Below are 26,404 nucleotides of genomic sequence, written 5' to 3'. Positions count from 1 at the left end.
ATGACGACCTCCTCCGCACGGCCCACGCCCGCCCAGACGGTCGGCCCGTTCCACGGATGCGCCCTGCCGTTCCCGGGCGGCGGTGACGCGGCCCCGGCGGGCCATCCGGACACCCTCGTCCTCCACGGCCACGTCCGGGACGGTGCGGGCGCCCCCGTCCCGGACGCGCTGCTGGAGTTCTGGGGACCCGGCCCGGACGGCGAACTGCCGCGGGCCACCGGATCGTTGCGCCGCGACCCGACGACCGGTGGCTTCCTCGGCCGGGACGGCATCGGTTTCACCGGTTTCGCCCGGGTCGCGACCGATGCGGACGGCCACTGGGCGGTCCGCACCCTCCGTCCGGGCGCCCGCGGCGGGCACGCGCCCCACCTCGCGGTCTGCGTCTTCGCCCGGGGCCTGACCCGGCACCTGTTCACCCGGGTGTACCTGCCGGCGGCGGACCGGGAGCAGACCACCGACCCGCTGCTGGCCGCACTGCCACCCGAACGGCGCGCGACCCTGGTGGCGGTCGCCGAACCGCGGGGCAGTCATCGCTTCGACATCCGGTTGCAGGGTGCGGCGGAGACGGTGTTCCTGGAGTTCGCATGAGTGTCGACCACGACGGCCACGACGTCGATCACGAGGCCCACGACGGCGCGTTCCCGTCGTACGACGAGCCGGACGCCGGACTGCTCGACCCGGTGCGCGTGGGCTCCGCGGCCGAGGCCGCCACGGGCGAGACCGCCGTCCTCCAGGCCCTGTTGGACGCCGAGGCCGCGCTCACCCGGGCGCAGGCGGCACTCGGCCTGGCGCCCGCCGCGGCGGCCCGGGCCGTGACCGAGGCCGCCCGCGCCGACCGCTTCGACGCCCGCGAGCTGGCGCTGCGCGGGCGGAGCGGCGGCAATCCGGTGATCCCGCTGGTCGCCGCGCTGACCGCGGCGGTGCCCGACGCCCACGCGCCGTACGTGCACCGTGGCGCCACCAGCCAGGACATCCTCGACACGGCGTTGATGCTGGTGGCCCACCGGACCACGGGACTGGTCGTGGCCGACCTGGAGGTCGCGGCCGGCGCCCTGGCGCGGATGGCCGGTGAGCACCGCGACACACCCGTGGCGGGCCGCACGCTCACCCAGCACGCCGTCCCGACGACCTTCGGACTGAAGGTCGCGGGGTGGCGCAGCCTGGCGCTGGACGCCCGGGATCGTCTGCTCGCCGTGCGCGGCACCCTGCCGGCCCAACTCGGGGGTGCGGCAGGCACGTTGGCCGCCTTCCACGCCGACGCGCAGGCTGCGGAGGCCGCGTCACCGACGGACGCGCTGCGTCTACTCGACGCCTACGCACGGGAAGTCGCCCTGACCGCACCGGAGTTGCCCTGGCACGGCCTGCGGACCCCGGTGGCCGATCTGGCCGGCGCGCTGGCCTTCACCGCCGGGGCACTGGGCAAGCTCGCCGCCGACGTGCTGCTCCTCTCCCGCACCGAGGTCGGCGAGGTGAGCGAGGGGGCCGGCGGCGGCTCGTCGGCCATGCCGCACAAGGCCAATCCGGTGCGGGCGACCCTCGTCGCCGCGGCCGCGCGCCGGGCGCCCGGGTTGGCCGCCGTGCTGTACGGGTGCGTCGCCGCGGTGGACGAGCGGCCCGCCGGTGCCTGGCACGCGGAGTGGGAAACCCTGCGGGACCTGCTCCGTCTGGTCGGGGGAGCGGCCCGGGACGCGGCGGAACTCGTCGCCGGCCTCGACGTGCATCCCGCACGCATGCGCACCAACCTGGACCTGACGAACGGGATGGTCGTCTCGGAGCGACTGGCCGTCGTGCTCGCCGCCCGGCTGGGCCGGCCGCGGGCCCGCCAACTGCTCGCCGAAGCGGCGCACACGGTCCGTGCGGGAGGCGGCGGCCTCGCCGACGCGTTGGCGGACGAGCCGGCCCTGACGGACCTCGACCTGGTCTCCCTCGCCGACCCCACGGGCTACACCGGGGTGGCCGGCCCCCTCACCGATCGTGCGCTCAGGCGGCGTTGAGGTCCCGCCTGGCGTTCACCACCGCCGTGCGGAACCCCTCGCCGGCCGGCATCGATGACGGCTCGTCAGAGGGCGGTGGCGGTCGCCGCCCGCTTCACGGGGGTCAGGGCTGGCCGGTGACCGCGCGGAGTTCCTCGACGACCTCGGCGCCGGACGGTGCGTGCTCCGGATCCACCAGCCACTGCAGCATCAGGCCGCTCAGCAACGCGAGCGGCACCGAGCCGCCGAGGCCCTCCCGGCCCTGACGCTGCCCCTCGGCGAGGTGTGCGCGCACCTCGGGTGAGCGTTCGGCCTGCACGGCGGCCTCCAGTTGCGCCACCCACAGCGCCCGGTGCGTGGTGAAGCTGTCGATCAGCGCCTGCCAGCGTTCTTCCGGTCGGTCCGACGAGGTGCGCGGGCGGAGTTCCTCGTCGAGTTCGTCCACCGCTTGCACGAGTGCCTGGGTGAGCAGCGCGTCCTTGGAGCCGAAGTGGTAGCCGATGGCGGCGTGACTGACTCCGGCGGCCGTGGCGATGTCCCGGACGGTGGTGCGTGCCCAGCCCCGTTCGATCAGGCACTGCTTGGCCCCGGCGAGCAGATCCTCTCGGTTTCCCATGCCGCACAGCATAGCGGAGTGTTGTCCAATTGGTTCATCCAAATGGTTTGACCAAATGGGCAAGAGCTGGCTAGCGTGCCGTCCATGACGAAGCCGAAGGTTCTGATCTCCGGTGCCAGCGTGGCCGGCCCGGCCCTGGCCCACTTCCTGCACCGCGACGGTTACGAGGTCACCGTGGTCGAGCGCGCACCGGCCCTACGGGACAGCGGGTACGCGGTGGACTTCCGCGGTGCGGCGTTCGACGTGCTGGCCGAGCTGGGCGTCCTCGACGAGGTCCGCGGGCACGACACGCGGATGGGCGGCACCACACTGGTGGACGAGGCGGGGGCGGAGGTCGGGGAGCTCCCGGCCGAGGCGTTCGCCGGCGACCTCGAAGTGCCGAAACGGGAGCTGACCCGGATCCTGCACCGGCTCACCGCGGCGGACGTGGAGTACGTCTTCGACGACTCCGTCACCGCGCTCAGCGAGGACGACGCCGGCGTGGCGGTCACGTTCGAGCGGACGGCGCCGCGGCGCTTCGACCTCGTCATCGGTGCCGACGGGGTCCACTCGATGGTGCGCCGACTCGCCTTCGACGTGCCGCCCGACGCCGTACAACACCTAGGAATGTCCGGTGCCGGATTCACCACGGCCAACCGCCTCGGCCTCGACCGCCGCGGCGTGCTGCGGCCGACCGAGGGCACGGCGGTCTACGCGTTCAGTGCGGGTGACCCGGACCGGATGGTGGTCAGCCTGTCCTTCGCCACGCCCTCGGCGGAGCTGGACCGGCGGGGCCGGGACGTGCAGGAGCGGGCGGTGCGGGAAGCGTTCGCCGGCCACGGCTGGGAGGTGCCCCGCCTGCTGGAGGAGATGGCCGCGGCCGACGACTTCGCCTTCTCCTCGGCCTGCCAGATCCATCTGGACGGCTGGTCGCGGGGCAGGATCGCGCTGGTCGGGGACGCCGGCTACTGCGCCGCGCCCACCAGCGGCATGGGCACGTCGCAGGCGCTCATCGGGGCACGCTCGCTCGCCCGCCAACTCGCCGCTGCGGCCGGTGACCACCGGACCGCGTTCCCCGCGTACGAGGTGGAGGTGCGGCCCTACGTCGTCGAGAACCAGGCGAAGGGCCGGGACGCCGCGGCGATGTTCGGCGCTGGCGCGGAGCGGGCCGGCGACGGAAGTGAGTAGGCGCGGACCCGAGCAGGTCCCGCGCCGCTTCACCCGCGGCGGGCCCAGGCATCCCACCTACCAGGCAATCGAGGAACTCGGGGAACAGGCTCACTGATGCCGACCGGCGGGCGCTGTCGCCGCTGTTCCGGACGCATGTGAACCCCGCCGGAGCTTCGAGCCGGACGAGCCCGTATCTGTCTGCTCATCGAAGATTCTTGGAGCGGAGCCAGGTGCGGATGGCTTCAATGTGTTGGGCCTTGCTCTCGAGCGGCAGCCAGTGTCCTGCAGGCACCCGCGCCACGGTGAGATCTGCGCAGGCCGCGCGCATCGGGTCGCCTTGGCGGTTTCCCGAGATGTTGCAGATCGCGTCCCACTCGCCGTTGACGAACAGCACCGGCTGCGTCAGGCGCCCGCCGTCGGGTGCTTTGCGCGCGTAAGCGATGTTGGCGTCGTCGTTTGTGTACCACGCAGAGGGAGGACGAAAGCCGTGAGTTGTGAACGCCTGCACCAGGGTGTCGAAGTCCGTTGGTGGCCAGAGAGCCGGATCGGCCGGCGTCGGCGGTGCGCGGTGCGCGGCGCCGAAGCGTCCGCCGTCGCGTGTGACCGTGGCCGTCGGTGAGATGGCGCCGATCGCGGCGGGGCTGCCCGGCTGATAGACCGATGCCAGCGTTGCCGCCGGAGCCGCGTCAAGGTCGGCGACCGCCGCTTCGAAGTGTGTCGTGTAGTAGCGGTAGTAGTCCCACTGTCCGTCCGGATACCGGTCGGCCGGGTACAGCTGCCGGTCGACCAGGGGTACGAGCGTGGCCAGGCTGTTGGCGGTGGGGTAGTAGGCCCACGAGGTCAACACCACGCCGCGGCACCGCTCCGGCTCGTGTGCGGCCACTGCTCCCGCCACGGCGCTGCCCCAGTCGTGGCCGATCCAGACCGCGGTTCTGCCGCTGAGATGGTCGTGGAGCTCCGTCAGGTCCATCACGACCTCCTCGACGGTGTAGGCGTCGGTATCCGCCGGGGCGGAGGATTCGCCGTACCCGCGCAGATCGGGCGCGACGCAGTGCCACCCGTCGGCAGCGAACGCCTCCATCTGGGCCCGCCACAACAACCCGATGCCCGGCCACCCGTGGAGGAAGAACATCAGCGGTCCATCGGCTGGTCCGCACTCCAGGTAGTGCGTGGTGTGGCGCGGCGTGCCGAAAATGCGTGAGGTCAACGGCGGTGCGATATCGCGCCGAACGTCGTCCTCGCCATCCCGTCGACGCGCGTGGGCGGCCCCGGCAACGAGAGCGAACAGGACCAATGCGATGTCCAGGGCTCCATACACGACGGCTGTTGGTTTGAGCCCGAATCGCTCGACAGCGAGCCCGGCGGCGAGCGCAGGCACACTGAAGGCGAGATAGCTGACGATGTACATCGTCGCGAACACCTGGCCCCGTCGGGCGATCGGTGCCGCCTCACCGAGGGCATGGACGGCAAACCGGAACGTCGCCCCGAACCCGAATCCCGCGATCAGCGACCCGACGACGTAGAGCGGCAGTACACCCGTCGGCATGGCCGCGATAGTGACCAGGACGCCAATGGCGAGGGGCCCGAGGCCGAACCATGCGCGGTGTCGTGGCGGAGCGAAGGCCGACGCGACGGTGCCCGCCGTCCCTGCGACGAAGAAGACGCCGAGGATGACGCCCGCGACGAAGTGGTTGTGCACGTCGAGGACGGTGGTGAGGATCGACGATCCGAGCGAGAGGTACAGGCCGCCAAGGGCCCACGTCGCACTGATCGACGGCAGCAGTGCGACGAAGACCGGCCGTGTGGCCCGCGGGAGTTGAGCGCTGGGCAGCAGTGACCGCCACATCGTTTCCCGGCTTGGCGAGTCGGATCGAGCTCTCTCGGGAACCAGCCAGACGAGTGCCGCGAGCACCAGGTACACGACGGTGAGGATCCAGAAGACGAGTTGGCGGGGCAGTGGCGCGAACTCCACCAAGGCGCCGGCGAGGACGGCGCCGATCGCTATCCCCAAGGGAGGGACCGCGCTGCTGATGGTCGAGCCGAGCCGGGGGTTCGGCGCGGACTCCATGATCAGGGCCGTAGTGGCGCCGGCGGCTGTCCCCACGGCAAGCCCCTGCACAATGCGCGCGGCCATCAGGCCGCCGACGCCTGTGGCGACGGCGAAGAGCAGCATGCCCAGAGCGAGCAGCACCAGGGCACCGCAGGCGACAGGCCGACGGCCCACGCGGTCGGAGATCGATCCGACGGTCAACAGGGCGGCGAGCAAGGCGAAGACGTAGACGGCGAAAACGACCGTCAAGGTGAACGTGGAGAGGTCCCAAAGGCGCTGATAGACCGGGTAGAGGGGGGACGGCGCCGAAGCGGCAGTGAGCGTGGCCGCGCCCACGGCTCCGGCGAGGAAGAACGAAACTGAACGGTGGAGCACGCGACCTCCATCGGAATGCAATGATCTTTGCTTTAGTCCGGGCGGCCCATCGTAGTAGAAGCAAAGATCTTTGCGTATGCTGGTGACGTGTCTCACCATGCAGCCGCCAGCCGCCCCGGAGGGCGGAGCAGTCGAGTGCTGACCGCGGTCTACACCTCGGTCGGTGAACTCGTGGGCGAGGGCGCCGAAAAGATCACGTTTCCCGTGGTCGCCGAACGGGCCGGGGTCAACCCGACGACGCTCTACCGACGCTGGGACAGCGTCCACGCTCTCCTTGAGGAAGTCGCTGTCGCCGCCCTGACCCGGGACGGTGAGTCAGCGCCCGACACCGGATCCCTCCAGCAGGATCTGACCGAGTGGGCGCAGGTCATCGCCCGCGACATCACACGTCCCCACCGAGCCCGATACCTGCGTGCGATGGTGTCGGCCCGCACCGAGATCGTCGCGAGTTGCCCGGTCACGGAGAAACGCCGCGAGCAGGCGTCGGAGGTGGTGAGCCGGGCCCGCGAACGCGGTGAGAAGACACCGAGCGTCCCGCAGATCCTCGACCATGTCATCGCGCCTCTGTACCACCACGTCGTATTCGCCTTGCCCGTCGATCGCGAGTACGTGCGACGTCTGGTCCGCGATGTGCTGGCTATGGCTGAGTGACCGGCTGTCCCGGTGGGCCGACGGCGGCGGTGAGGTCCGCGCACGACATCGGTACGACATGAGTGCGGACTCCCCGGCGCCGCCGCGCCGGGGAACCGGCACCCTCGCAGACGGCGGTCGACCTCCCCGCCGTCGCCTCACTCGATGTGGCCGCAGGCGGAACAGACGAACTGGCTCTCCTGCGTCGGATTCCCGTCCCCGTCCGTCTCGACGGTCCGGTACATGGTGCCGCCGCACTTGCCGCAGCCTCGGGTCTGGATGAGCTGGCCCATGGGCAGGTCCTCCCTAGGGGCGCGCGTGCGGCACTCGCCGCGCAGCGCCATCGCGTAGTCGAGAAGGACGAACGCCTCTTGCCGTCCCCGTTCACGGATGGTGATGTCGTCCGCGGTCTCGCCCGTCGCCGCGACGCGACCGCAGCGGTAGCAGCAGTGCCGGTTGCCCTGTGGCCCCGGCTCCACCATCGACAGGTCGCAGTCAGGACAGTCCACCGTCGGCCTCCTTGACGAATCCGCACCGCGCACAGACCGAGATCGGTCGCCCGTCCCGGTCGCGTTGGCCCCACATGGTGTTCCGGCACCGCGGGCAGCCGCTGGTGTGGATGCCGCGCGGGCCCAGTGGCGGCGGCTCGGGCGTGGACTCCACATAGGCGATGATCAGCGCGCGGTCCCGCTCGCTGTTGCCTGCCATGCGCAGCAGATTCGCCAGCCGCGACCGTGCTTCGTCGGCGAAGGTCCCCATGGCGCGGAGGGTATCGGGCCCGCGCCCCCGAAACGACGACCTCCCGCGGAGTGCACTCGATCAGTTGAGATGACCAGCGGCGTCGCAGGGGCACGGCCGGGTCGGAACGGGGTTGCGTTCTAAGTCAGTTGCTTGACTTAAGGGCCGGTGCGGCGTTGACTGCCCACCGACCCCAGGACGAAGGGAGACGGTGGTGAGCCACGACGACGGCACCCCCGCACCGGCCTATCCGTTGACGGCCCCCGGCGCGTTGGAAGCACCGGCCGAATGGCGGGAGTTGCGTACCACGTGCCCGGTGGCCCCGGTGACACTGCCGAGCGGCGACCGGGCCGCGCTGCTGACCCGCTACGACGACGTCAAGCAGGTGCTCTCCGACCCGCGCTGCACCCGGCAGCTGAACGCCGAAGGCGCCGCCCGCATCTCCGCCGACGCCTCCGGTGGGGTGTTCAACAGCGCGATGGCCGAGTCCCTCAACGGTGCCGGACAACAGCGCTGGCGGCGCATGCTGACCAGGTGGTTCACCGCCAAGCGGATGAACGCCCTGCGCCCGGCGATCGAGGCGATGGCGGAACAACTGGTCGACGAGATGATCGCCCGGGGCCACCCGGCCGACCTCAAGGCGAGCGTCGGCTTCCCGCTGCCGGTCTGGGTGATCTGCGATCTGCTCGGTGTCCCCGCGGCCGACCGGGACCGCTTCTCCCGCTGGTCCGACATGCTGCTCAACCTCACCCGCTACGGTCGGGACGAGATCGACACCGCCCAACGGGACTTCCACGCCTACCTGACCGAGCACCTGGAGGCCAAGCGCGCGGAGCCGGGGGAGGACCTGCTCAGCTCCCTCATCACCGCGACCGACGCCGACGGCGGGCGGCTGACCGACGACCAACTCGCCGCCACCGGCCAGGCCCTGCTGATCGCCGGCCACGAGACCACCGCCAACATGATCGGCAAGATGATGGCGCTGCTGCTCGCCGATCGCCGCCGCTGGCAGCAACTGGTCGCCGACCCCGCACTGGTGCGCACCGCCGTGGAGGAGGTCCTGCGGTACGACGCCAACGCCGGTTTCGGCATGCCCCGCTACGTCACGGAGGACATCGACGTCGCAGGCACCGTTCTGCCCCGAGGTGCGACCCTGGTGTGCAGCATGGCCGCCGCCAACCGGGACGGGGCGGTCTTCGCCGCCGCCGACGACCTGCGGCTGGAGCGCAGCCCCAACCCCCACCTGGCCTTCGGCGCCGGGCCGCACTCGTGCCTGGGCCAGGCGCTCGCCCGCACCGAGCTCCAGGTGGTGCTCGACGTCCTGCTGCGCCGCCTCCCCACTCTCGAACTCGCCGTGCCCGTAGGCGAGTTGCGGCGCATCGAGGGCCTGGTCGTCGGCGGGCTGTGCGACGTTCCGGTCCGGTGGTGACGATGTCCGTGAAAGCCGCGCGGGCCGCGGAGACCCGGGAAGCCATCCTGACCGCGGCGGAGCGCCTGTTCGCCGAACACGGCGTGTTCGCCGTCTCCAACCGGCAGATCAGCGAGGCCGCCGGCCAGGGCAACAACGCCGCCGTCGGCTACCACTTCGGCACCAAGACCGATCTGATCCGGGCCGTCGTCCGCCGGCACGCCGACCCGATCGACGAACTGCGGCAGCGCATGCTCGCCACAACCGGCGACTCCCGCGACGCACGCGACTGGGTGGCGTGCCTGGTCCGACCGGGCGCCCGGCACCTGGGCCAGCTGGGCAGCCCCACCTGGTACGCGCGGTTCGCCGCCCAACTGATGACCGACCCGGTGCTGCGCGAGGTCATGGTCGACGAGGCGTTCGGCCCGTCCATCGCGCGCAACCTCGACGGACTCAACCGGTGCCTGCCCGACCTTCCCCTGCCCGTGCGGATCGAACGCGGCGACATGGCACGCCACTTGATGGTGCACACCCTCGCCGAGCGCGAACGCGCCCTCGCCGACGGCACCCCCACGGTCCACGCCGACTGGGACGCCTACGCGGACGGACTCATCGACGCGATCACCGGACTGTGGCTCGCCCCGTGCCCGACCACGCCGTGACCGTCCCCACCCGCACTCCGCACACCCCACTCGAAAGGCGGTCGTCCGTGCCCGACGCAACCGGCTCCACCCCCACCGGCTTAGCGGAGCCACACTGCCCGTCCGACGTACCCGAGTTCCCGATGCCGCGCGCGGCGGGCTGTCCGTTCGACCCACCGCCGACCCTCACGGCGCAACAGCAACAGGGCCCGCTCACCACGGTCCGACTCTGGGACGGCAGCACGCCGTGGCTGGTGACCCGCTACGCCGACCAGCGCGCCCTGCTGGCCGACCCGCGCGTCAGCGCCGACGTCACCCGCCCCGGCTACCCCAGCGCGGCCCCGGTCAGCGGCAACACCATCGGCTTCATCCTGATGGACGACCCCGAGCACGCCCGGCAACGCCGCATGGTCACCGCCCCGTTCGCCGTCAAACGCGTCGAGGCGCTGCGCCCGCGCGTGCAGCAGATCGTCGACGAGCGCGTCGATGCGCTGCTCGCCGGCCCCCGGCCGGTGGACCTGGTGGAGGCGTTCGCCCTGCCGGTGCCCTCCCTCGTCATCTGCGAACTGCTCGGCGTGCCCTACGCCGACCACGACTTCTTCCAGGAGAACAGCCGGATCCTGATCAACCGCAACGTCACTCCGGAAGAGCGCACCACCGCCCACGGACGATTGAGCGACTACCTGGACGACCTGGTCGGCGAGAAGCTCGTCCGGCCCACGGACGACCTGCTCTCCCAGCTCGCCCAGCGTGTCGTGGCCGGCGAACTGACCCGGCTCGACGCGGCCCGGATGGGCGTCCTGCTGCTGATCGCCGGCCACGAGACGACCGCGAACATGATCGCGCTGGGCACGCTCGCCCTGTTGGAACACCCCGGACAACTCGCCGCCCTGCGGGCGTCCGACGATCCCAAGCGCGTGGCGAACGCCGTCGAGGAACTGCTCCGGTACCTCCACATCACCCACAGCGGCCGCCGCCGGGTGGCGACGGCGGACATCGAACTCGCCGGGCGGACCATCCGGGCCGGCGAGGGACTGATCTTCCCGAACGACATCGCCAACCGTGATCCGGACGCCTTCCCCGACCCCGACCGCCTGGACCTGCAACGCGCCGCCCGGCACCACGTGGCCTTCGGCTTCGGCGTCCACCAGTGCCTGGGCCAGTCACTGGCCCGCCTCGAACTCCAGGTCGTCTACGGCACCCTCTACCGCCGCATCCCGACGCTGCGACTGGCCGTGCCGCTGGCGCACGTCCCGTTCAAGCACGACGGTTCCGTCTACGGCGTGTACGAACTGCCGGTGACCTGGTGAGCTGGCCTGCCCCGGCCGCGACCGGTGCGCGGCGGGGCAGGCGCGCCGACCGTCAGACGTTCTGCCCGATGGCGGCGATGTACCGCTTGATCGAGTGGTCCCGGATGCCGTCCGCGGCGGGCGCGAAGGCGTCCGCCGTCAGCCCCTTGGCCCGGTCCGCCAGGTTGCCCAGCAGCCCCATGGAGTCGTGCAGCTTGCCGCCGGAGTCGATGTAGCGCAGCGACTCGACGTGGGTGAACGCGGGCTCCGGCGGGAGCTGCGGAACGATGTCGTTGTTGTTGACGAAGCGGTACATGCGGTTCTGGAAGCCCTTGTTGTACGCGGCCGCCAGGATGCGGTCGCAGGTGCGGGGCTGCCCGTAGGTGTAGACGCCGTCCGCCTGGAGCCGCGGGTCCTCCAGGTACATCCGCGCGCCGGCGAGCATGGCGAGCGCCCCGCCCAGGCTGTGCCCCGTGAACCACACCGTCTGCCCGTTGGTGCGCAGCTCGGCCAGCGTGTCCTTGACGTCCGGGAAGACCGACTGGAGCGCCTCGGCGAAGCCGTAGTGGACGTAGCCGGTCTTGGCCGGGCCCGGCCACGGGGGCGTGCTGGCGTCGGACAACCAGTCACGGATCTGCGCCGGCTCCGTACCGCGGAAGGCGGTGATGATCATGTGGTCGCTGGCGACCGTGTACGCCTGGGTGTCCTCCAGCGGGAACGGCGGCGTGAACCGCGTCTGGTGGTGGCGCACCTCGTCGAAGCCCCAGGAACGGGCCTCGGACTCGATGGTGGCCTCGTCCTTGTAGGCCAGATCGGACGCCTGGGCCAGCCAGTAGGCCAGGGGCAGGCTGTACCCGGTGGGCGAGCGGTGGTCGATCGCGGTCGGTGCGGACATGCGGGCTCCTTCGGCTCGGTGTCGTCCGGTGCTGGGGTCACGCCGTGCGCGGGACGGTCGCCCCGGCGCGAGACCGGTCCCTTCGTAATGCCGGCGGCCCGCCAGGGGGTTGTCGCCGCGCCCGTAGTCCCCCGAACGGCGGGGCCGCGGGTCCGACGCCGGTCGTGACGAACACCGAACGGCACCTGCCTGGCGCATCCGGCGGCCCGGACGGGCGAGCAGCGCGTGCCGCACGGCCCGTCAGGTCGCACACTGGCGGCCGGGGACGGTCTGAGTCGGAGGGCGCCGTGGTGTCGCAGTCTCGGCTGGTCGTGGGGCTCACCTACAACCTGCGCGGTGAGTCCGTCGAGCACTTCGGCGCCGGCCCGCCCAGGGAGGGGTACGACGCGGAGTTCGACGAGTGGGAGACGGTACAGACCGTCGCCGGCGTCCTCGAAGGGCTCGGCTACCGGTGCGTGCTGATCGGTGCGCTGCCGGCGTTGATGGAGCGCCTGCTGCGCGGCGAACGCTGGGACGTCGTCTTCAACCTCGCCGAGGGGCACCACGGCTACGGGCGCGAAGCCCAGGTTCCCGCGCTGTTGGAGGAGTGGCGGATCCCCTTCACGTTCTCGGACTCCCTGTGCCTGTCGTTGTGCCTGCACAAGCCCACCACCCAGCTGCTGCTGCGGCAGGCGGGGGTGACGACGGCCCCGTTCGCCGTCGTCCGGGAGCCCCACGACATCGACGGGATCGACCTGCCGTACCCGTTGTTCGCCAAGCCGGTCGCCGAGGGCACCAGCAAGGGCATCGGCGCGGACTCCCGCGTGGACGACGCGCGGGAGTTGCGGTCGACCTGCACGCGGCTGCTGCAACGGCACGGCCAGCCGGTGATGGTCGAGCCGTACCTCCCCGGCCCGGAGTACACCGTCGGCATCCTCGGCGCCGGTGCGGACGCCCGGGCCATCGGCGTGTCGCAAACGCTCCACGACCGGCGGACGACGCCCTTCCTCACCGATCTGCGCAAGCGGGACGCGTCGGGTCAGCCGGTCCCCGTGCGGGCCCTCCAGGAAACCGGAGCCGTGCAGCGCCTCGCCGGTCTCGCCGTCCGGGCCTGGCGCACGCTCGGTTGCCGGGACGCCGGCCGGGTCGACCTGCGGTGTGACGCAGCGGGTGAGCCCCACGTCCTGGACGTCAACCCGCTTCCCGGCCTCAGCCCCACCTACTCCCCGTTGCCCCTCCAGTGGGCCGGCACCGGCCGGCCGTACCGCCAGCTCATCGCGCGCATCATGACCGCCGCGGAGCACCGCCTGCCGAGCGCTTCGGCCGCCGTGCCGGCGTCAACGGCCGCACGCCGGGTGGGGTGTTGAGGGTTCGCCGGCGCGGGCGGTCGGGCTAGCCGCCCTCGCCGGCTCGTCCCGGGGCCGGGCGCAGGATCAGCGGGAGGTAGACGTCGTCGACGATGTCGGTGATGGCGTCGTCCGAGACCGGGGCCCCGAACAGCAGGAACTCGTTGCGCAGCAGGTCGGTGGCGACCGTGGCGCGCCGGGAATCCAGGATCCGGGGTTCGATCTCACCGCGTTCGACGGCGCGTTCCAGGATGGCGCGGAGGCTGACCGGGCCGACGGTGTGCACGCTCTCCCGGACCAGCTTGGCGAAGTCGGGGTCCCGGGTCATTTCGGCCAGCAGACCGCGCAGGATGCCGCCGAGCGGGCTTGCGACCTTGGCGGCGATCTGCTGCATCAGATCGATCACGTCCGTGCGGAGCGCGCCGGTGTCGGGCGGGTCGATCTTGGCGACGCCGGCCAACCGGCAAGCTTCCACGACCAGTTCGGCGCGGTTGGACCAGCGGCGGTAGAGGGCGGCCTTGCCGGTGCGGGCCCGGGTGGCCACCCGCTCCATCGACAGTGCGGCGTAGCCGGTCTCGCTGAGCTCCTCCAGAGTCGCCATCAGGATGGCGTTCTCCAGCTCCGCACCGCGGCGGCGGGGGCCTTTGCGGTGGTCAGTGGCGGGGGCGGCGGTGGGATCGGCGTTGGCGGACAGGGTGACTCCTGAAGATGTCTGATAGAGGCCGTTGCGTTCTCTACGGGGGCAAGTCTATGCTCCAAAATAGAGAACATGGCGTTCTTTAAAGGTGAGAGTTCTTGAATCGGAGTGGACCGATGACCGATACCGCCACGACGCCCCAGACCGCGGACGCACCCGCCTTCCCGAGCAACCGGAGCTGCCCCTACCAGTTACCGGACGGCTACGCCCAGCTCCGGGACACCCCCGGCGCCCTGCACCGGGTCACGCTCTACGACGGTCGCCAGGTGTGGGTGGTGACCAAGCACGAGGCCGCGCGCAAACTGCTCGGCGACCCCCGGCTGTCCTCCAACCGGACGGACGACAACTTCCCCGCCACGTCACCGCGCTTCGAGGCCGTCCGGGAGAGCCGCCAGGCGTTCATCGGCCTGGACCCGCCCGAGCACGGCACCCGGCGGCGGATGACGATCAGCGAGTTCACCGTCAAGCGGATCAAGGGCATGCGCCCCGAGGTCGAGGAGATCGTGCACGGCTTCCTCGACGAGATGCTGGCCGCGGGCCCGACCGCCGACCTGGTCAGCCAGTTCGCGCTACCGGTGCCCTCCATGGTGATCTGCCGACTCCTCGGCGTGCCCTACGCCGACCATGAGTTCTTCCAGGACGCGAGCAAGCGACTGGTGCAGTCCACGGACGCGCAGAGCGCGATCACCGCGCGGACCGACCTCGCGGGCTACCTGGACGGCCTCATCACCCAGTTCCAGACCGAACCGGGCGAGGGCCTGGTGGGCGGCCTGGTCGCCGATCAGCTGGCCAACGGCGAGATCGACCGCGAGGAACTGATCTCCACCGCGATGCTGCTGCTCATCGCCGGCCACGAGACCACGGCCTCGATGACCTCCCTCAGCGTGATCACCCTGCTGGACCACCCCGAGCAGTACGCCGCCCTGCGCGCCGACCGCAGCCTCGTGCCCGGTGCCGTGGAGGAACTGCTCCGCTACCTCGCCATCGCCGACATCGCGGGCGGCCGCGTCGCCACCGCGGACATCGAGGTCGAGGGGCAGCTCATCCGGGCCGGCGAGGGCGTGATCGTCGTCAACTCGATAGCCAACCGGGACGGCACGGTGTACGAGGACCCGGACGCCCTCGACATCCACCGCTCCGCGCGCCACCACCTCGCCTTCGGCTTCGGCGTGCACCAGTGCCTGGGCCAGAACCTCGCCCGGCTGGAGCTGGAGGTCATCCTCAACGCCCTCATGGACCGCGTCCCGACGCTGCGACTGGCCGTCCCCGTCGAGCAGTTGGTGCTGCGACCGGGTACGACGATCCAGGGCGTCAACGAACTCCCGGTCACCTGGTGACGGGGGAGAGGGAGAAGGACATGACCATGCGGGTGAGTGCGGATCGGACGGTCTGCGTCGGTGCCGGGCTGTGTGCGCTGACGGCGCCGGGCGTCTTCGACCAGGACGACGACGGGATCGTCACGGTGCTGACGGCCGAACCCGCCACCGACGACCGGCGCACCGCGCGCGAGGCCGGCCATCTCTGTCCGTCCGGTGCGGTCCGCGTCGTCGAGGACGCCGAGGACGCCGAGGACGCCGAGGACACGGAATAGGCGAGCGGGGATTCCGGCTGTCGGCCGGGGCGGTCTCCGGCCGAACGGGCTGGGGCCGCCCGTGGCGGCCGTCAGATCCACCCCTTCCGCGCCGCGTACAGGGCGAGTTGGAAGCGGGTGGCGGCGTCGGCGGCGCGGTTGAGCTGCTCCAACTGGCGGGAGAGGGTGCGTCGACTGATGCCGAGCAGTTCGGCGATGGTCTCGTCCGTGACGCCGCTCCCGAGCAGCTCCAGGATCCTGCGCTGCACCGGGCGCAGTGCGGCCGGCACCCGTCCGCCGAAGTGCAGCGGATAGGCGGACCGCCAGGAGGTCTCGAACAGGCCGGTGAGTGCGCGCAGCAGGCTGGACGGGCGGACCAGCAGCATCGAGTCGTTCACCTCGGTGTCCCCGAACGCCAGCGACACGATGGCCAGCCGCTGGTCGAAGACGCCCAACTTCACCGGTAGGGACTGCAGCACCCTGGCCTGCTCGCCCGCCGCGATGCAGGGCCGGATGTTGCAGGCGTAGTAGTCGCCGTTCTCCACCGCGGACTTGGAGTACACGATGCGGTAGGAGACGCCGCGTTCCAGGTTGCGGATCTCGGTCGGGTTGGGCGTGCCGCCGGTGTGCCACGGGGGCGCGTCGAAGCGCAGCACCTCGGTGGCCACGGCGTCCTCCACCTGGAGGATGCGCTCCACGATCTGCGGTCCGGTGACGACTTCGACGAGGTCGTCGGTGGCGTGTGGGTGCACCTGACGCCGGTAGGTGCGATAGGCGTCCATGGCCACCAGATGTGCCTGTTGCAGTTCCGCGGTGCGGGCGTTGGCGAGCCGGCCCAGGCCGATGGACGGCTCGATCGGGGCGATGCCGGCACCGTCGGGACCGTGACTGGTGGCCAGCCCCAGGTGGATGAGGCGGGGGAGGGTGCGCTCCGTCTCCGCCGGCGCCCGGCCCAGGCGGCGGGAGAGCGCGGCGATGGTGGTGGGGCCGGTGTCGAGCATGGCCAGATAGGCGGTGGCCTCGGTCGGGGACAGGCCGAGTCGAACGAGGTGGGCCGACCGGTCGTCTTCGCTCATGAGGGGCTCCGGACGGTGAGCGGGGGGTGGGGGGCGGGCGCGCGGTCGCGGACGTGGGGGTGCGACGGGTGCGTGGTGCGGGGCGCGGTGTGACGTTCTCGTGCCGTGCCGTGTTCGGCGTCGATGTCTACCACAGGCCGATGGACGCGCAGGTCACGGCGCCGGGACCCGTGCCGGCCGAACCGCCCTCCGCAGGCGCCCGGTTCCGGGAATGCGTGGGGCCCGCCGACACCGGCGGGCCCCACGTCTGCCCGGAACCCGAGGTCCCGGGAATGCCGGAATCAGCTCAACTGGCCGTCATAATCGGGCAGTTTGAACCCCTTCTCGTAATGCCCGCCCTCGAAGTCGGTGCTGCGATTGCCGACGTTGGCGATGAGGGTGTAGCCCTGCGCCTCGTACTTCTTCCGGCAGCCGAGCTTGACCTGGGCCTTGCCGGGGCTGTCGCCGTGCGGCTTGAGGCAGAGGCCGTCGACGGTGTACCCGGCCGAGGTGAGTTCCCGGGTCGTGGAGTCCTCCTTGTCGGCGCCGCGGTAGGACGCGAACAGCACGGCGGCGCCGTGCTCGTGTGCGTAGTTCGTGGCCTTGAGGATCGCCTCGATCGGTTTGCCCCGGTCGTAGTGCGTGGCCAGCGAGGTGTTGTCGATGTCCAGGACCACCGCGGGCTTCTCGCCGCTCTTGCCGTCGGCCAGACGGTGTTCCAGGTAGTCCTGGAGGGATGCGGCGACCGGCGCGACGTCGCCCAGCCACTCGCTTTCACTCGGCAGGGACTCCGGCCGGGAAGCCGCCTGCGCCGCCGCAGGCGACAGCGCCGCGAACATGCTCACTCCCAGCACCGGTCCCAGCACAAGGGCGATCTTCTTCCCCTTGACCATGCTCTTCACCACTCCTTCGGGGGGCGTTCCGTTCGGTGGCAGGCACGGGATTCCCGCCGCGGAATCCACGTGGCCAGCCATGACATTGCTACCTGAACCCGCGGTCCCGCAGTGTCCACGTCGCGCCAGTGGCAACGTTGGGCAGCGTCGGTCCCAACTCCCGCACTGTGGCGGCCAATTGCACTTTTATGGGTGGGGTGGGTGTTTTGCGGGCCAGGAAAGTGCGGGTTTCGGGCGCGGTGACGGGGGTGCTCTCCGATGGTGTGAGGACCGCGGTCGGGCAAGGAATTGGCCGCACCGGAAGCGGGGATTTCCCGGGCGGTCGCTACGAGTTCACCGGGCCTCCCCGGATTCACCCGCCCCGGTGGCGAAATGTCCGGCCACCTCCCGTGACAGTGCCGGAACGTCGACCGGGATGCCGTCGGCGCGCAGCGAGGCGGTGGCGGCGCACCCCGCGGCGACCGCTTGGCGCGCCGCCACCGGCGAGGTGAGTGTGGGAATCCCGGCGCGCACGAAGTCCACGAATTCGGTGACGAGCCGCGGATCGGCCCCGCCGTGCCCGCCGTCCTGGGCGGGCACCTCCACCACCAGGTCGGCGTCCGCCCGGTACCCGCTGCGGCGGCCGTTCCACACCTTCACCACCGCACCTTCGGTGTCACCGAAGTTCTCCAGCCGGCCGTGGGTGCCGATCACGGTGTAGTTGCGCCAGTAGTCGGGAGTGAAGTGGCACTGCTGGTAGGTGGCGAAGACGCCGTTGTCCAGCCGCATGGTCATCATCGAGAGGTCCTCGACGTCGACCACGTCGTTGAGGCCGGTCAGGGTGGTGGGCGGCCAGTTGGCGTCCGGATCGAACCAGTCGGTCAGGGTCCGCCCGCCCTGGCCGCCCCGTGCGGTGATGTCGCCGTAGACGGTCAGTCCGCCCATCGCCTGTGCGCGCACGGTGTAGCCGCCGGCCAGCCAGTGGATCACGTCGAGGTCGTGCGCGCCCTTCTGGAGCAGCAGGCCGGTGGTGCGGCGCCGGTCCGCGTGCCAGTCCTTGAAGTAGAAGTCACCGCCGTGGCCCACGAAGTGGCGGCACCAGACCGCCTTGACCTCGCCGATGACGCCCTTGACGACCAGCTCGCGCAGGGTCCGGACCACCGGCATGTGCCGCATGTTGTGCCCGACGTAGAGCCGGGTGCCGGTCCGCCGCGCCGTTTCCAGGACGCGGTCGCAGCCCGCGGTGGTGATGGCCAACGGTTTGTCGACGAAGACCGCGACGCCGGCTTCCAGGAAGTCGACGGCCAACTGCTCGTGGGTGTCGTCCGGCGTCGTCAGGATCACGCCGTCCAATCCCTCGTCGAGCAGGGCGCGGTGATCGGCGTGGGGGGCGGCTCCCGGATACCGTTCCCGGCCGCGTTCGCGACGGGCCGCGACCGGATCGCACACCGCCACCACCCGCGCCGGGAGTTGCTGCTCGGCGACGTGCCGGCCGAGGGTTCCCCGCATGCCGAGGCCCACGACCGCGAGCCGCAGCTCTCGCCGGCCGTCGGCCGTCGGCCGGGCCGCGGGCGCGTGTGGGGTGTCGGACTCTTCCCTGGTGTGGGACAACGTCATCAGCCTGCCTTCGGGGACGACTCGTGGGCGTTTCGTTGCGAGGCGCAGGAGCACAGCACCACCAGGGCAACACACCGCGGCCCCGGCCCGCCACCGGGCCACGACGCCCCAAGGAGGACCATGCAGCCCACGCGCCGGAACGTCCCGGCACTGCCGCCCGAGGACCGCACGCTCTCCCCCTACACCGGATACGGTCGCGCTCACTGGCTGGCCCTCGCCGACCGGCTGCTGACGGACGTGCACCGGTTCGCCTCGCCGTCCGGCGCCCGCATCGCGCTGCCCGGACGCCCCTCCGTCTCGGGCACCGACTCCGACCAACTCGAAGGATTCGCACGGACGTTCCTGCTGTTGGCGTTCCGCACCGCGGGCTGTGGCGGTGCCGCGCCCGCCGGTCTGCTCCGGTCCTACGCCGAGGGCCTCGACGCCGGCACCGACCCCGGGCACCCCGAAGCCTGGCCGGCCCTCGCCCAGGAGTGCCGGCAGACGCTCGTCGAGGCGTGCTCCCTCGCGGTCGGTCTCCACCTCACCCGGCCGTGGCTGTGGGACCAGCTGCCCGACGCGGTCCGGGAACGGATCGTCGACTGGTTGCAGGGTGTCTGGGGACTGCGGATACCCGACAACAACTGGCATATGTTCCGGGTCATCGTGGGGGAGTTCCTGGCTGGCGTCGGGGCTCCCCACGACCGGGCCGTGATGGCAGGCGACCTCGCGCGCATCGAGGAGTTCTACGTCGGCGACGGCTGGTACCGCGACGGCGGGGACGCCCGCACCGCGGACAACTTCGACCACTACAACAGCTGGGCGCTGCACACCTACCCCCTCCTGTGGGCCCTGATGGCCGGGGAGGGCACCGGGCGGCGGGCCGGCCGGCTGGCGGTGTTCGCCGCGCGGCTGCGGCGGTTCCTCGCGGACTACGCGCTGTTCTTCGGCGCCGACGGGGCCCCCGTGCACCAAGGGCGGTCCCTGATCTACCGGTTCGCGGCGGCGACCGCTCCGTGGATGGGGGCACTGGTCGACGCCACTCCCCTCAGTCCGGGCCAGACCCGACGACTCGCCAGCGGTGCGCTACGGCACTTCGTCGACCGGGGCTTCCGCGACCGGAACGGGGTCGCCACCCTTGGTTGGTTCGGACCGTTCCCGCCCCTGGTGCAGGACTACTCCGGGCCGGCGTCCCCGTACTGGCTCGGCAAGGCATTCCTCGGCCTCCTCCTGCCCGCCGACCACCCCTGCTGGACCCGACCGGAGGAACCGCTGCCGGTGGAGCGGGCCGATCAGGTGCGGGCGCTGCCCGCCCCGGGCTTCGTGCTCTCGGCGACCCGCGCGGACGGCCTCGTCCGCCTCGTCAACCACGGCAGCGACAACCACGCGACGGTCGACCAGGCGAGCGGCGGTCGCGCACCGGGCGGGGCCGTGCGCGGCGGCTACGCTCCGGCGCGCGCGGACGGGGATCCCCACTACGCACGCTTCGCCTACTCCACCGCGACCGGCCCGCACCACGCCCAGGACGCCAGCCACCGCCTCCAGTCCGACAACCACGCCGCCCTCGTCCACCCCCAACTCGGCCTGTCCCGCCGCACCCGCATCCACCGCCTGCACGTCCAGGACCGCTACGCCGCGTCCTGGCACCGACCGGTCTGGCCGGGCCAGGCGGACACCGCTGCCCGGATCGAGACCGCGAGCGTGGTCTGGGGCGCGTACGAACTGCGCGTGCACCTGGTCGAGGCGACCCGCCGCCTGCCCTTGCACGACAGCGGCTGGCAGGTCGCGGGGGAGCGGCCACCCCGGTGCCGGACCGCCGGCCACCTGGCGGAAGCCACCACCGACGACGGTCTGACCAGCACGTTCGTCTCCCTGGCCGGTCATGACGAGCTGGCCGTGGCGACCGCGCAGGGGACCAGCGCGTTCGGCCGGCACGCGGCCGTCCCCTACGCGACCGGCCGGCGCGCGGCGGAGCGGACCGTGCACGTGGCCCTGATCGGCCTCACCGGCCGGGGCGGGGAGGCGGCACCACCGCGGATGCGGTGCGCGGTCGAAGGGGCCGCCGTCACCGCGGTCTTCCCCGACGGCACCCGGGTCTTCGTCGCCCTCGGCGGGCCCGTCCCGCAGTCACCGGTCGTCGACGGGGTGCCGTTGACCGGACCGGTGCGCTACGCCCGGCTCTCGCCGGGGGAGGAGCCCGTGCTCGTGCCTGGCCCGGGTCGGTGACAGGGCCGAGCCGAGCCGCCCATCAGGCACAGAATCTCCCAATAAATGACAAGTATCTGACAAGCTGGTTGAAAATGGGGTCCAGGTGGGTGAAGGTTCAGGACGAGGATGTTCCGGGATCGGAAACGGATGGGCCTGAGTGTCGGGTGCGTCTCGGAGTGCGGGCGGCGGGTTGCGCGGCCGGCCGACGCCCGTACGATGCCGGGACTCCGTCCCGTCCCCACCTCATCCGGAAGGCCACCGCGGAATGCCCGTCTTCAGACGCCGCAAAGGCAGCCGTCCCCGTTTGCTCCCCGAACTCGACGATGCCGCCCTGGGGCGGGTCCGGCGGCGCGTCCTGACGTGTTGGGACCGGGGCTCGCTCGACACGCCCGTCATGGCCCTGATGGCCGAGGTGCTCGACGAGGCCGGAGAGGACTGGGACCGCAAGTCACACCGCCTGCGCGTGCTCGCCGCGGCCGCGGGACGGGCCCTGCCCGGAATCTGGCGGCAGCACAACCCGCACAACCAGGCCGCCCTGCTGCTGGAAGCCTGGTCCAACGTGCTGCAAGCCAGCCAGCAGGGCGCCAGCATCGATCTCGACGCCACCCGGGAGACCTGCCGACGCGCGGCCGAGCTCCTGCCCGCCGACCCCACGCCCTGGACCGTCCACCTGGCCACGCTCCGCCTGGAACGGAGCCCGTCCGCCGAACTGGCGGCGATCTGGCGCGAGATCAAGGCCCGCGACCCCTGGAACCGGGAGGCCCACCTCCAGGCGCTGGGCTACCTCTCGCCGGACGAATGCGGTTCCAGCAGCCAGGTGTTGGACCTGCTCGACACCGTGCGCTCCGCGATGCCCCCGAACGCCCCCGCGGCCGGCCTGGAACTCACCGCCCTCGTCCGCAACCACCAGCGGAACATGGGCCCCGGAGGGGTGGCCGCCCTCGGCGCGGGCGAGTTCTGGCGCCGCCACGACGCGGTGGCCGCCCTCGACCACGCGGCGCACCACTGGCCCGACCCCGGGTACCTCGGCCACGCCCAGGCACTCGCCGACCTGAACCTGCTCGCCTACGCGCTCATCAAGGCCGCCCGCCCGAGCGAGGCCGCGCACACCCTGCGCGTCACCGGTGGCCAGGCCACCCCCTGGCCGTGGAACGCCGAGGGGGACCCGTTGGAACGGTTCTCCCACCACTACGCCCGCGCCCGCGAGGACGACTGAACGAGCGGCCCGGCCCACGCGGTGCACGGCAGCCTTGCGGAGAGCTCCCACAGGTGTGCGGCGGTCGCCGGGTAGGACGGGAGCGGACCCGTTCGCCGGCGGGCTAGGCTCCCGAGCCCCGGCCCGCCAGCAGCTCCGCGACGTGGGCGTCGACCTGCTGCCGGTCGTAGCCCCGGCGCGCCACGTCGAACGCGGGAGGTCCGACGGGCACCGCTGCCTGGGACAGGCCCTCGACGTACGCGTCGACCTGCGCACAGTCGTAGCCACGCCGCACCAGATCGAACCCGAGCCCGCGCTCCGAACTCCCCGCCTTGCGCGAGAACAGCATGCGCACCTCCGTTCCTTCCCCTCTCGTCTCCCGCCGGGCAGCAGGAGCAGGGGAAAGGTACCGCCGTGCTCCGCCGCTTCGCCACGACCGTCAGGCAGAGGGCTTTACCTCAAGCGCGATTGAGGTTCTAGGTTGTGGTCAACCGCCGCCGAACGGGCGGGCGTTGGCCAACCGAACGCGCCACCATGGCGAAGTTCGAGCGGACGCAGCACCTCGGCTCCAACTACCTCATCGGCCTCGACGGCGACCGGGCCGCCGTTCGGGTCCGCAACGCACCCGCGTACGCGCCCCGTCAGGCGACCACCGCTTCCACCACGGAGAGCACCGTGGGCGTCGGCACCACGCGGGACAGGCGCAGGCCCGTCGCTTCGAAGAGCGCGGCGAAGTCCGCCTCGCTGCGTTCGCGGCCGACGAGCGAGGCCATCATCATCAGGTCCAGTGCCTTGGCCTGGTGCGGCGCGTTGCCCGGCGGCACCACCGCGTCGACGATCAGGACCCGGCCCCCCGGCCGCAGCGCCCGCCGGCAGTTGGCGAGGATGGCCGCACTGCGCTCGTCGTCCCAGTCATGCAGGATCCGCTTGATCAGGTAGACGTCACCGGGCGGCACGTCGGTGAAGAAGTCGCCGTCCGCCAGCGCCCACCGCCCCGCCACCGCTTCCTCGGCGGCCAGCCGGTGTCCCGCCAGGACGTGCGACTGGTCGTAGAGGACGCCGTCCAACCCCCGGTGATGGCGCAGCACCTCCAGCAGCAGACCGCCGTGACCGCCGCCCACGTCGACGACCGTGCCGGAGGCCGGGAAGTCGTAGGAGGCGGCGATGGGCGCGTTCTCCGCGTCGGACATCGCGGCCATGCCGACGTGGAAGACGGCGGCGGTGCGCTCGTCCTGGGCGAAGTAGTCGAAGAACGGCATGCCGAAGATGCCGTCGAACGCGGAGGTGTCCTCGGTCAGGCAGCGGCTCATCTCGTTGCCCGGCAGCCACATGGTCCGGTCGGTCAGCATCAGGATGGCGGTGCGGGCGGAGTACGGGGCGTCGCTGCGGAGTGCCTGGCCGGCCTCCGTCAGCGCGAACCGGCCCTGGTCGTCCTCCGCCACCACGCCCCGGGTGGCCAGGAGTCGGAGGACCCGGTACAGGTTGGCGGCGTGGGTGCCGGTCGCGGCGGCGAGGTCGGCGGGCGAGCGGGGGCCGTCGACGAGGTGATCGGCGACCTTCACGTCGGCTGCCGCGCGGAGGGCGGCGGGGTAGAGGAAACCGAGGGCCTCGTCGATCAGGAAACCGGCGGAACGACGGGAACGGGCCTCGGCATCGGGGACCGCGGAGCCCGTCCCGCCGCTGCCCGCCCCGTCTCCGGTCCGGTCGGCCGCCGCCTCGCCTAACGCCCCGGCCGCGCCGTCCTCGCCGTGGTGGTTGCTCTCGTCCTGCCGCACGAAGTCCTCCTGCATGAACGGGGTCCGGTCGTAGCGCTGCTGCTGGGCGGTCCCGGTTGACTGCCCGCCCGACGGTGAGGATGCCCCTCGACGATCTCGCTGAAGCACCACGTCACCCGGGACCTTCCGAACACGGCGGACGACCGTCACCACCCCGCTGACCCGGCCGCCGGAGGCGGCAGGCGACGCAGCGCCGCGACTGGCCCGCCCCCGCGCCCTAGGCGGCGCAGAACTCGTTGCCCTCCGGGTCCCGCATGATCCACCAGTGCCCGGCCGGCCCCCGGTCCACCTCGCGGACCCGCGTCGCCCCCAGACCCTCCAGCCGTGCCACCAGCGCTTCGAGGCCGCCCGCTGCGCCATGGACGTCGAGGTGCAGACGGTTCTTGCCGACCTTGTCCTCGGGCACGTCCTGGAAGAGCAGCCGTCGCCCGCGGCCGATGCCGCTCGTCTCGTCGAACGGGTCGTCGGGGTGACGGACCGCGGCATAACCGCGGAAGGTCACGCGGCCGTGGTGCTCCGCGACCGCTTCCCTACCGATGCGGTCGGCGGCGAGCAGTTGCTCGATGAGCGCGCTGGGATCCTCCACTTCGTACTCCAGCGCGGCGGCCCAGAAGTCCGCGAGGGCGGCTGCGTTCCTGCTGTCGATGACCAGTTTCCAGCTCAATGCCATGGGAGTAGTTATATGACAGCCATGTCCGGTGCTCGCCCCGCGGGAGGGTGGCGGAGCCGGCACGGATCGCCCGCCGTTCGTCGACGCCGGGCACCCCGCCCACCCCCTTCATCGATCTTTCATCGGCATTTCAACGCCGTCCGCGACAGTGGTGCAGCGACCTGCGGGACACGCGGTCGCACAGCCGTGTCCGCGGCTCCTGTCCGGAGACGCGCGCGTAATGAAGGAACGAACGGGGCCCCGATGGACGATCTGTTGCACAAGCTGGTTTCCGGTGCCCTCGCCGGTGGACTCATCTTCCTGGCCGGTGCCCTCGGCACCGCCGCCCGCAGGCGCCGCGCGGCCCGGGAGGAAGCGGCCGCGCAGGCTCGCCGTGACGCGCGCCCGGACGCCGGCGGATCGGACCCGACCGGCCTTCGGCAGCAGTGACGGACGGTTGACGACGGCGGCGCGGACGACGGGAGTCGGCGCGCCGGTCGTCGCCGTACCCGTCCGTCGAGGGACAGCTTGTCGGCGGCCCGGGGCGGGGTGGGTCCGTAACAGTCTCGACCGCCCCGACCGCTGTCCTGCAACAGGCTGTTGAGTTCCGGTGGCGGCTTCAACGTCGCATCGACGAGGCGGGTTCTTCGTCGTCCGTGGGGTGGGCCCGTTGCGGGCCCCAAGGAAAGGTGTGTCCATGGCCAAGCTGATGGTTCTGCTCGTCGGCATCGCCGTGCTCTTCTCGGTGATCGCCTTCAAGGGCGGAAATCCCCTGGTGGGCCTGTTGTTCGTCGTGGTGGCGGCCGCCCCGGTGCTGTACGTCGGGTACGCCGTGGCGACCAGGCGCCGGGCCGGCGGCACGTCCGCCCGGGGCGCGGGGGCGCAGCAGCGCGGGCAGCGGACCCTGCTCCTGCGGGCGACCGCGGTGGTCACGGTGTTGGCCGTCGGCTACGGCGTCTACTGGGTGATGTGCGAACCGAAGGCCAACGACAAGGCGCTCAGCCGCGTCTCCGACCTGGACACGGGCTGCGGCAGCGGCATCGCCCGCAAGTACTTCCCCCAGACCGCCGAGCACACCGGTGCGGGTCCGCACCCCGTCGCGATGTTCACGATCAGTGAGTCCGGCTCTTCGCACCCGGCCTCCCCGACCTCCGGCACGGCGGACTACTGGAGTGGGAACGGCCTCGACCCGCACCGGGTGCAGCTCATCGCCTGTCTGGACGCTCCCGACGAGGGCGAGTTCCTGACCGACTGCAAGTTCACCACGGACACCATCAAGCTGTACCGCGGCGTGTACGACGTCACGGTGTACGAAGCCAGGACCGGCAAGAAGATCGGCAGCGAGAAGCTGCTGGGCAGCCGGCAACCCAACTGCCCGGGAATGGTCTATCTCAAGCGGGGCACCGACCAGCTCCACACCGAGCCCGAATTCGCCGACTACCAGTCCGTGTTGCGTAAGTACGTCGACAACTGAGTTCCGTCCGTCCGCCCGTCCTTCCTTCCAGTAGGACGTGCCCGAGCGTTCCTTGCGCAGTGGCTGTGCAACGGGTTCGGTGTCACGGCTGAGAAATCCGGCAGGTTCCACCGGAACCTGCCGATCAATTGTCCCCACTCATTTCGGCGGCGCATCGCGACGACGACATCAGATGCTTTCTCGGTCTGGGAATGCAATAAGGGGACGGTTGCAGCGATTCCGGT

At 71.6% G+C, this 26,404-nt stretch carries 26 protein-coding genes; 14 read left to right on the top strand and 12 right to left on the bottom strand.

Going from position 1 to position 26,404, the window contains the following annotated elements; genetic code table 11:
- On the top strand, nt 1-588 hold the full coding sequence (pcaG, locus tag ACLJT4_RS13070; protein WP_411122465.1) for a protocatechuate 3,4-dioxygenase subunit alpha: 588 nt from the start codon (nt 1-3) through the stop codon (nt 586-588).
- Complete coding sequence (gene pcaB, locus ACLJT4_RS13065) at nt 585-1,994, top strand: 3-carboxy-cis,cis-muconate cycloisomerase (protein WP_411122464.1); 1,410 nt, start codon at nt 585-587, stop codon at nt 1,992-1,994. The genes pcaG and pcaB overlap by 4 nt, the downstream gene beginning before the upstream one ends.
- Nucleotides 1,995-2,097: 103 nt before the next feature.
- Here pcaB and ACLJT4_RS13060 read toward each other — a convergent pair whose 3' ends face one another.
- Nucleotides 2,098-2,589, bottom strand: coding sequence for a TetR/AcrR family transcriptional regulator (locus ACLJT4_RS13060; RefSeq protein WP_275467043.1), 492 nt, complete (start codon nt 2,587-2,589; stop codon nt 2,098-2,100).
- Nucleotides 2,590-2,673: 84 nt separating this feature from the next.
- Here ACLJT4_RS13060 and ACLJT4_RS13055 point away from each other — a divergent pair, with 84 nt between their 5' ends.
- Complete coding sequence (locus ACLJT4_RS13055) at nt 2,674-3,756, top strand: FAD-dependent monooxygenase (RefSeq protein WP_411122463.1); 1,083 nt, start codon at nt 2,674-2,676, stop codon at nt 3,754-3,756.
- A gap of 184 nt (nt 3,757-3,940) precedes the next feature.
- On the opposite strand, the gene ACLJT4_RS13050 is transcribed toward ACLJT4_RS13055, so the two are convergent.
- Nucleotides 3,941-6,163: an alpha/beta fold hydrolase gene (locus ACLJT4_RS13050; protein WP_411122462.1), complete on the bottom strand. Its 2,223-nt coding sequence runs from the start codon at nt 6,161-6,163 to the stop codon at nt 3,941-3,943.
- A 135-nt stretch (nt 6,164-6,298) separates the two neighbouring features.
- On the opposite strand from ACLJT4_RS13050, the gene ACLJT4_RS13045 reads away from it, so the two are divergent.
- On the top strand, nt 6,299-6,814 hold the full coding sequence (locus ACLJT4_RS13045) for a TetR/AcrR family transcriptional regulator C-terminal ligand-binding domain-containing protein (protein ID WP_411122461.1): 516 nt from the start codon (nt 6,299-6,301) through the stop codon (nt 6,812-6,814).
- Between the two features lie 137 nt (nt 6,815-6,951).
- Here the strand turns inward: ACLJT4_RS13045 and ACLJT4_RS13040 are convergent, their stop codons facing one another.
- The gene (locus ACLJT4_RS13040; protein WP_233656271.1) at nt 6,952-7,302 is read right to left on the bottom strand and encodes a hypothetical protein; all 351 of its coding nucleotides are present in this window, start codon (nt 7,300-7,302) and stop codon (nt 6,952-6,954) included.
- Entirely contained in the window at nt 7,289-7,552 is a 264-nt protein-coding gene (locus ACLJT4_RS13035; RefSeq protein ID WP_016578069.1) for a hypothetical protein, read from the bottom strand. Before ACLJT4_RS13035 ends, ACLJT4_RS13040 begins: the two co-directional genes overlap by 14 nt.
- Before the next feature lie 193 nt (nt 7,553-7,745).
- Between ACLJT4_RS13035 and ACLJT4_RS13030 the strand changes: the two genes are divergently transcribed.
- The 3 genes from ACLJT4_RS13030 (at nt 7,746) to ACLJT4_RS13020 (ending at nt 10,890) form a co-directional block, all read left to right on the top strand.
- Nucleotides 7,746-8,960 (top strand): cytochrome P450, encoded by a 1,215-nt coding sequence (locus tag ACLJT4_RS13030; RefSeq protein WP_411122460.1) that lies wholly within the window; start codon nt 7,746-7,748, stop codon nt 8,958-8,960.
- Between the two features lie 2 nt (nt 8,961-8,962).
- Complete coding sequence (locus tag ACLJT4_RS13025) at nt 8,963-9,601, top strand: TetR/AcrR family transcriptional regulator (RefSeq protein WP_411122459.1); 639 nt, start codon at nt 8,963-8,965, stop codon at nt 9,599-9,601.
- Nucleotides 9,602-9,723: 122 nt separating this feature from the next.
- The gene (locus tag ACLJT4_RS13020; RefSeq protein WP_411122804.1) at nt 9,724-10,890 is read left to right on the top strand and encodes a cytochrome P450; all 1,167 of its coding nucleotides are present in this window, start codon (nt 9,724-9,726) and stop codon (nt 10,888-10,890) included.
- Between the two features lie 52 nt (nt 10,891-10,942).
- Here the strand turns inward: ACLJT4_RS13020 and ACLJT4_RS13015 are convergent, their stop codons facing one another.
- A complete protein-coding gene (locus ACLJT4_RS13015) occupies nt 10,943-11,764 on the bottom strand; it encodes a lipase family protein (protein ID WP_016577058.1) in 822 nt (273 codons plus the stop codon).
- 287 nt (nt 11,765-12,051) lie between these two features.
- On the opposite strand from ACLJT4_RS13015, the gene ACLJT4_RS13010 reads away from it, so the two are divergent.
- Nucleotides 12,052-13,110 (top strand): hypothetical protein, encoded by a 1,059-nt coding sequence (locus ACLJT4_RS13010; protein WP_411122458.1) that lies wholly within the window; start codon nt 12,052-12,054, stop codon nt 13,108-13,110.
- A gap of 25 nt (nt 13,111-13,135) precedes the next feature.
- Here the strand turns inward: ACLJT4_RS13010 and ACLJT4_RS13005 are convergent, their stop codons facing one another.
- Nucleotides 13,136-13,690, bottom strand: a complete 555-nt coding sequence (locus ACLJT4_RS13005; protein WP_411122457.1) for a TetR/AcrR family transcriptional regulator — start codon at nt 13,688-13,690, stop codon at nt 13,136-13,138.
- A 212-nt stretch (nt 13,691-13,902) separates the two neighbouring features.
- Here ACLJT4_RS13005 and ACLJT4_RS13000 point away from each other — a divergent pair, with 212 nt between their 5' ends.
- Entirely contained in the window at nt 13,903-15,123 is a 1,221-nt protein-coding gene (locus tag ACLJT4_RS13000) for a cytochrome P450 (protein WP_411122456.1), read from the top strand.
- 26 nt (nt 15,124-15,149) lie between these two features.
- Nucleotides 15,150-15,377 carry a ferredoxin gene (locus ACLJT4_RS12995; RefSeq protein WP_411122803.1) on the top strand — a complete coding sequence of 76 codons (228 nt, stop codon included), beginning with the start codon at nt 15,150-15,152 and terminating at the stop codon, nt 15,375-15,377.
- A gap of 71 nt (nt 15,378-15,448) precedes the next feature.
- On the opposite strand, the gene ACLJT4_RS12990 is transcribed toward ACLJT4_RS12995, so the two are convergent.
- The 3 genes from ACLJT4_RS12990 to ACLJT4_RS12980 all read right to left on the bottom strand — a co-directional run bounded on the left by ACLJT4_RS12990 (nt 15,449) and on the right by ACLJT4_RS12980 (nt 18,900).
- Complete coding sequence (locus ACLJT4_RS12990; RefSeq protein WP_411122455.1) at nt 15,449-16,432, bottom strand: helix-turn-helix domain-containing protein; 984 nt, start codon at nt 16,430-16,432, stop codon at nt 15,449-15,451.
- A 281-nt stretch (nt 16,433-16,713) separates the two neighbouring features.
- Entirely contained in the window at nt 16,714-17,304 is a 591-nt protein-coding gene (locus tag ACLJT4_RS12985; protein ID WP_411122454.1) for an HAD family acid phosphatase, read from the bottom strand.
- 333 nt (nt 17,305-17,637) lie between these two features.
- Nucleotides 17,638-18,900: a Gfo/Idh/MocA family protein gene (locus tag ACLJT4_RS12980; protein ID WP_411122453.1), complete on the bottom strand. Its 1,263-nt coding sequence runs from the start codon at nt 18,898-18,900 to the stop codon at nt 17,638-17,640.
- 120 nt (nt 18,901-19,020) lie between these two features.
- Here ACLJT4_RS12980 and ACLJT4_RS12975 point away from each other — a divergent pair, with 120 nt between their 5' ends.
- Nucleotides 19,021-21,105 (top strand): DUF2264 domain-containing protein, encoded by a 2,085-nt coding sequence (locus ACLJT4_RS12975; RefSeq protein ID WP_411122452.1) that lies wholly within the window; start codon nt 19,021-19,023, stop codon nt 21,103-21,105.
- Between the two features lie 247 nt (nt 21,106-21,352).
- Complete coding sequence (locus tag ACLJT4_RS12970; RefSeq protein WP_411122451.1) at nt 21,353-22,303, top strand: hypothetical protein; 951 nt, start codon at nt 21,353-21,355, stop codon at nt 22,301-22,303.
- Nucleotides 22,304-22,406: 103 nt separating this feature from the next.
- Here the strand turns inward: ACLJT4_RS12970 and ACLJT4_RS12965 are convergent, their stop codons facing one another.
- The 3 genes from ACLJT4_RS12965 to ACLJT4_RS12955 all read right to left on the bottom strand — a co-directional run bounded on the left by ACLJT4_RS12965 (nt 22,407) and on the right by ACLJT4_RS12955 (nt 24,727).
- Nucleotides 22,407-22,631 carry a hypothetical protein gene (locus ACLJT4_RS12965; protein ID WP_020931191.1) on the bottom strand — a complete coding sequence of 75 codons (225 nt, stop codon included), beginning with the start codon at nt 22,629-22,631 and terminating at the stop codon, nt 22,407-22,409.
- 292 nt (nt 22,632-22,923) lie between these two features.
- Complete coding sequence (locus ACLJT4_RS12960; RefSeq protein WP_411122450.1) at nt 22,924-24,072, bottom strand: methyltransferase; 1,149 nt, start codon at nt 24,070-24,072, stop codon at nt 22,924-22,926.
- A 202-nt stretch (nt 24,073-24,274) separates the two neighbouring features.
- On the bottom strand, nt 24,275-24,727 hold the full coding sequence (locus ACLJT4_RS12955) for a VOC family protein (RefSeq protein ID WP_411122449.1): 453 nt from the start codon (nt 24,725-24,727) through the stop codon (nt 24,275-24,277).
- A gap of 243 nt (nt 24,728-24,970) precedes the next feature.
- Between ACLJT4_RS12955 and ACLJT4_RS12950 the strand changes: the two genes are divergently transcribed.
- The gene (locus tag ACLJT4_RS12950; RefSeq protein ID WP_411122448.1) at nt 24,971-25,156 is read left to right on the top strand and encodes a hypothetical protein; all 186 of its coding nucleotides are present in this window, start codon (nt 24,971-24,973) and stop codon (nt 25,154-25,156) included.
- 247 nt (nt 25,157-25,403) lie between these two features.
- Nucleotides 25,404-26,180, top strand: a complete 777-nt coding sequence (locus ACLJT4_RS12945) for a hypothetical protein (RefSeq protein WP_411122447.1) — start codon at nt 25,404-25,406, stop codon at nt 26,178-26,180.
- Nucleotides 26,181-26,404: the final 224 nt, after the last annotated feature.

Origin of the sequence: Streptomyces sp. x-19 (assembly GCF_046549115.1) — a bacterium.
Classification (GTDB): Bacteria; Actinomycetota; Actinomycetes; order Streptomycetales; family Streptomycetaceae; genus Streptomyces; species Streptomyces albulus_C.
The sequence above is the reverse complement of the archived record's forward strand: the minus strand, read 5'-3'. Positions and strand labels throughout refer to the sequence as shown.